At 60.4% G+C, this 5,995-nt stretch carries 5 protein-coding genes; all 5 read right to left on the minus strand.

The annotated features are described in order from the left end of the window. Nucleotides 1-151: 151 nt before the first annotated feature. The 5 genes from QMX93_RS29300 to QMX93_RS29320 all read right to left on the minus strand — a co-directional run bounded on the left by QMX93_RS29300 (nt 152) and on the right by QMX93_RS29320 (nt 5,867). Complete coding sequence (locus QMX93_RS29300) at nt 152-976, minus strand: ion transporter (RefSeq protein WP_159812675.1); 825 nt, start codon at nt 974-976, stop codon at nt 152-154. 21 nt (nt 977-997) lie between these two features. Next, nucleotides 998-1,912 carry an urea transporter gene (locus tag QMX93_RS29305; protein WP_282359053.1) on the minus strand — a complete coding sequence of 305 codons (915 nt, stop codon included), beginning with the start codon at nt 1,910-1,912 and terminating at the stop codon, nt 998-1,000. 212 nt (nt 1,913-2,124) lie between these two features. Further along, nucleotides 2,125-3,540 carry a pyruvate kinase gene (pyk, locus tag QMX93_RS29310; RefSeq protein WP_282359054.1) on the minus strand — a complete coding sequence of 472 codons (1,416 nt, stop codon included), beginning with the start codon at nt 3,538-3,540 and terminating at the stop codon, nt 2,125-2,127. Continuing rightward, entirely contained in the window at nt 3,537-4,811 is a 1,275-nt protein-coding gene (locus QMX93_RS29315) for a glycerate kinase (RefSeq protein WP_159812679.1), read from the minus strand. Before QMX93_RS29315 ends, pyk begins: the two co-directional genes overlap by 4 nt. A gap of 162 nt (nt 4,812-4,973) precedes the next feature. Further along, the gene (locus tag QMX93_RS29320; protein WP_007919937.1) at nt 4,974-5,867 is read right to left on the minus strand and encodes a 2-hydroxy-3-oxopropionate reductase; all 894 of its coding nucleotides are present in this window, start codon (nt 5,865-5,867) and stop codon (nt 4,974-4,976) included. Nucleotides 5,868-5,995: the final 128 nt, after the last annotated feature.

Consider the following 5,995-nt stretch of genomic DNA (forward strand, 5'->3'; position numbering starts at 1 on the left):
GCCGAAGGCTGCGATCTTTTGATCTTGATCTCATAAAACCAAGATCAAAAGATCGCAGCCTTCGGCAGCTCCTACATTGGGGGGGTGATGTTTAATTGCCACGACTATAACGGGCTGTGCATAGTCGCTTAAAGATTAAAAAGCTCTTTGCTTATTCCACTTTCTTGAATAGCTGATTGCCGCACCGCGAGCAGAACGCCGCGCCGTGTTCGTGGCTGTTTTTCTTGCACACCGGGCAGTCGTGCTGCAGCTGTTCACCGCGCATCGCATTGGCCAGTTCGGCGGTGAAAATACCGGTGGGCACGGCGATGATCGAGTAACCGGTGATCATCACCAGCGACGAAATCACCTGACCCAACGGCGTCTTCGGCACGATGTCGCCGAAGCCCACGGTGGTCAGTGTGACGATCGCCCAATAGATGCCTTTGGGAATGCTGGTGAAGCCATGCTCCGGGCCTTCGATCACGTACATCAGCGTGCCGAATACCGTCACCAGCGTGCAGACGCTGACCAGAAACACGACGATCTTCTGCTTGCTGCCGCGCAGCGCCGACATCAAATAGTTGGCTTGTTTGAGGTACGGGCTGAGTTTGAGCACGCGGAAAATCCGCAGCATGCGGATGATCCGAATGATCAGCAGGTACTGCGCATCGCTGTAATACAGCGCAAGGATGCCGGGCACGATCGCCAGCAAATCCACCAACCCGTAAAAACTGAAGGCGTAGCGCAGCGGCTTCGGTGAGCAGTACAGACGCAGGATGTACTCGCCAAGAAAGATGATCGTGAAGCCCCACTCTATGTAGGCCAGCACATTCGCGTAGTTCTGGTGAATGCTGTCGATGCTGTCGAGCATCACGATCACCAGACTGGCGAGGATGATCAACAGCAAGATGCCGTCGAAGCGACGCCCGGCGAGGGTGTCGCTCTGAAAAATCATGACGTAGAGCCGTTCGCGCCAATTGTTGCTGCTGTCCATGGAAAACGCCTGAATCAAAGATCAGCGCAGCCTAGGTTGATTCTCCCCGTGAGCGCAAGGCGCACGCTCGACCGACGCTTTTCCGAGCATCTGAATCCCGGCGCGGATCAGCCAGCCGGCGAGGATAAATGGCGCGGTCAAAGTGGCCAGGCCAACCGCTGCAAACAACGGCGTGACCAGCAGCGCGAGGACGATGCCGAGCAGCGGCAACCACGGTTGTTGACGTTGCGACGAAAAGGCGAGGGCGGCGAGCACGGCGTTGTAGCTGCCGATGCCGAGCAGTGCGACGCTGGTTTCGTGGTGCAGCAAACTGGAACCGAGGCCGATCGCCGACGCCAGCAGCGCCCAGCAAAACGCGCGGCGATCAGCGACCAGCAAACCGATGGCGACCAATGCGCCGGCCAGTGGATGACCGAGAAACATCACCTGGCCGAGGCCCCGCAGTTCGGCGGCGAGCAGGTTCAGCGTGCTCATTTCGACGTGTGCCATCGGCGCCGACGGTTCGGCGAACAGCAGCAGAACCCAGCTCATCGCCACGAACGGCGAGGTGTAAGCCGGTATGGAGCGGCTGCTGTAGACATGTTTGAGCCACTGCTGCGTGACCATCGCGCTCAAGCCGCCGGCGGCGAGAATCAGCGGTGGCAGCATCGGCGACCATGGGAAATACAGGCTCAGCAGCAGACCGAGCAAGATGCCGTTGTAGCTGAACAGTCCAGCCTGGCGATCAGCCTTGGCGTAATTGCGGCGTTGCGCGGTGAGCAATCCGGCGACGGCACCGAGCAGCGCCCCGGCGAACAGTACGGGTGCTGTCAGCAGGATCGCCAACAGGCACAGCAGGCCGCACAGCGGATGGCGCTGGAGGAATATTTGACTGAAACCGTTGAGCAAAGCCTCGGCCCAGTCGGGGCAGTGGGTGTTGAAATGATTGGCAGGCATGTTGAGAAAATCTGGGCAGTTGGAACATCAAAAGGTCTTGCAAGTCACTGTGGCGAGGGGATTTATCCCCGATGGGCTGCGAAGCGGCCCCAAATTCGGTGCATGCGGTTTTTCTGTGAAAACTGTCATGTCCGAAAAGCTGTGACTGCTGCGCAGTCAATCGGGGATAAATCCCCTCGCCACAGGTTTTGTACTCACATTGGGAATGTGGGTCAGATCAACGTTTCGATCCGCAGCGAGTTAGTCGATCCAGGCTGGCCAAACGGCACACCGGCAGTAATCAGCAGCGTGTCGCCACGCTCGGCCATGCCTTGGGCCTGGGCGATTTCCAGTGCGGTTGAGCAGACTTCGTCGACCTGACGCAGGCGATCGTTGACCACCGAGTGAATCCCCCACGCCACGCTCAAACGACGCGCGGTTTGCAGGTTCGGCGTGAGGTTGAGGATCGGCGCTTTCGGCCGTTCCCGCGCTGCACGCAGACTCGAGGTGCCCGACTCGCTGTAGTTGACCAGCACCGCCACCGGCAGCACGTTGCTGATGCGACGGATCGCGCAGCTGATCGCATCGGACACGGTCGCTTCAGCCTTCGGCCGGCTGACGTCGAGCTGAGTCTGATAATCCGGGCCGTTCTCCACCTGGCGGATGATCTTGCTCATCATCTGCACGGCTTCCAGCGGGTACTCTCCGGACGCAGTTTCCGCCGACAGCATCACTGCATCGGCACCTTCGGCCACGGCATTGGCGACGTCAGTCACCTCGGCGCGGGTCGGGGCAGGGGAGAAGCGCATCGACTCAAGCATCTGCGTCGCCACCACCACCGGTTTGCCGAGTTCGCGGCAGGTAGTGATGATGTTTTTCTGGATCTGCGGCACGCTTTCGGCCGGCACTTCAACGCCAAGGTCGCCGCGAGCCACCATGATCGCGTCGCTCAATTCAGCGATTTCGCGCAGTTGTTCAACGGCGGAAGGCTTCTCGATTTTTGCCATCAAAAAGGCTTTGTCGCCGATCAGTGCGCGGGCTTCGATGATGTCCTGCGGACGCTGCACAAACGACAGCGCGACCCAATCCACACCCAGCTCCAGACCGAAGCTCAGGTCACGGCGATCCTTGGCGGTCAGCGGGCTGAGGTCGAGCACGGCTTGCGGTACGTTCACGCCTTTGCGATCCGACAACTCGCCGCCGTTGAGCACGGTGGTGTCGATCGCATCGGCGTATTTGCTGACTACGCGCAGACGCAGCTTGCCGTCGTCGAGCAGCAGATCCATGCCCGCTTCCAGCGCTTCGATGATTTCCGGATGCGGCAGATTCACTCGGCGCTGATCGCCCGGTGTCGCGTCCAGATCGAGACGGAAGGCCTGACCGCGATGCAGTTGCACCTTGCCGTCAGCGAACTTGCCGACGCGCAGTTTCGGCCCTTGCAAGTCCATCAGAATGCCCAGCGGGTAGTTGAGCTGGCGCTCGACTTCGCGGATCCACTGATAGCGTTTGGCGTGGTCGGCGTGATCGCCGTGGCTGAAGTTCAGGCGGAAGATATTCACCCCGGCCTCGACCAGTTCACGGATCTCTTCGATGCCGTCGACGGCGGGCCCGAGGGTGGCGAGGATTTTTACCTTTTTATCAGGCGTCATGATTTGCAGCTCTCAAGGATCAGAATGGCGCGGAAGTCGTTGACGTTGGTGCGGGTCGGCTCGGTGACGATCAGCGCATCGAGCGCCTCGAAATAGCCGTAGCCGTTGTTGTTATCCAGCTCGTCGCTGGCGCTCAAACCGAGGGCGGCGGCGCGGGCGTAGCTGTCCGGGGTCATGATCGCGCCGGCGTTGTCTTCCGAGCCGTCGATGCCGTCGGTGTCACCGGCCAAGGCATAGACGCCGGGCTGGCCTTTGAGATTTTCGGTCAGGCTCAGAAGGAACTCGGCGTTGCGTCCGCCACGGCCATTGCCGCGCACGGTCACGGTGGTTTCGCCGCCGGAGAGAATCACGCACGGCGCTGCCAACGGCTGGCCATGGTTGATGATCTGGCGGGCGATGCCGGCGTGGACTTTCGCCACTTCGCGCGACTCACCTTCGAGGTCGCCGAGGATCAGCGTGCTGAACCCGGCCTGACGGCATTTCACTGCCGCCGCGTCCAGCGATTGTTGAGGACGGGCGATCAATTGGAAGTGGCTGCGCGCAAGACTCGGATCACCGGGTTTGACGGTTTCCGACTCAGGGCTTTGCAACCAGTTGCGCACGGAAACGGGAATCTCGATGCCGTAGCGTTTGATGATCGCCAGTGCTTCGGCGGAGGTGCTTGGATCGGCCACGGTCGGGCCGGAAGCGATGACCGTGGCGAGGTCGCCCGGCACATCGGAAATCGCGTAGGTATAAACAGTGGCAGGCCAGCAGGCCTTGCCGAGACGGCCGCCCTTGATCGCCGAGAGGTGCTTGCGCACGCAGTTCATCTCGCCGATGGTCGCGCCGGATTTGAGCAGGGCTTTGTTGATCGACTGCTTGTCGGCGAGGGTGATGCCTTCGGCCGGCAATGCGAGCAGGGCAGAACCACCGCCGGAGAGCAGGAAGATTACGCGGTCGTCCTCGGTCAGGTTGCTGACCAGTTCGAGCACGCGTTTGGCCACGGCCAGACCGGCAGCGTCCGGCACCGGATGCGCGGCTTCGACCACTTCGATTTTTTCGCACGGGGCGCCGTGACCGTAGCGGGTCACCACCAGGCCAGACACGTCACCTTCCCAGCAATTCTCGACCACTTGCGCCATCGCAGCAGCGGCTTTGCCGGCACCGATGACGATCACCCGGCCAGTACGATCGGCAGGCAGATGGGCTTCGAGGACTTGGTTCGGATGGGCCGCGTCGATGGCTGTGGCAAACAGCTCGCGCAGCAGTTGTTGCGGATCGACCGACATGGCGGGCTCCCAATCTTATTGTTCTTGGTTAATGCTGATGATCGTTCCCACGCTCTGCGTGGGAATGCCTCAATGGACGCTCTGCGTCCGCTTCAGCAGGGACGCGGAGCGTCCCGGGCTGCATTCCCACGCAGAGCGTGGGAACGAGCGACGGGGCAGGGCTTATTTGTTGTCGCGAATCGAGAAGTTGGCCATGTGTTCCAGACCTTTGATCAGCGCCGAGTGATCCCAGTTGCTGCCACCGATCGCTGCGCAGGTGCTGAACACTTGCTGGGCGTTGGCGGTGTTTGGCAGGTTGATGTTCAGCTCTTTGGCGCCTTGCAGGGCCAGGTTCAAGTCTTTCTGGTGCAGGCTGATGCGGAAGCCTGGATCGAAAGTGCCTTTGATCATGCGCTCGCCGTGCACTTCAAGGATCTTCGAGGACGCGAAACCGCCCATCAGTGCTTCACGCACTTTGGCCGGATCAGCGCCGTTTTTCGAAGCGAATAGCAGGGCTTCAGCGACGGCCTGAATGTTCAGGGCAACGATGATCTGGTTCGCGACTTTGGCGGTTTGACCGTCGCCATTGCCACCGACCAGGGTGATGTTTTTGCCCATGGCCTGGAACAGCGGCAGAGCGCGTTCGAAGGCATCGGCGTCGCCACCGATCATGATGCTCAGGGTCGCGGCTTTGGCGCCGACTTCACCACCGGATACCGGTGCGTCGAGGTATTGCGCGCCTTTCTCGTTGATCTTCGCAGCGAACGCCTTGGTGGCGGTCGGCGAGATCGAGCTCATGTCGATCACGATTTTGCCTTTGCTCAGGCCAGCGGCAACGCCGTCAGCGCGGAACAGTACGTCGTCTACCTGCGGGGTATCCGGCACCATGACGATGATGAATTCAGCTTCCTGCGCGACTTCGCGCGGGTTGGCCAGGGCGACGGCGCCAGCGGCAACCAGATCGGCCGGGGCGGCGTCGTGGTGCGCCGACAGGAACAGGCTGTGACCGGCTTTCTGCAGGTTCGAAGCCATTGGGTGGCCCATGATGCCGGTGCCGATAAATCCGATTTTAGCCATGAGAAAATCCTCTTGTTTTTGTCTTTCCCCTGTAGGAGCTGCCGAAGGCTGCGATCTTTTGATCTTGATCTTCAAAATAACAAGATCAAAAGATCGCAGCCTTCGGCAGCTCCTACAGGGTCATGTGT

The sequence above is a fragment of the Pseudomonas sp. PS01303 genome (assembly GCF_029959385.1).
Lineage (GTDB): Bacteria > Pseudomonadota > Gammaproteobacteria > Pseudomonadales > Pseudomonadaceae > Aquipseudomonas > Aquipseudomonas rustica.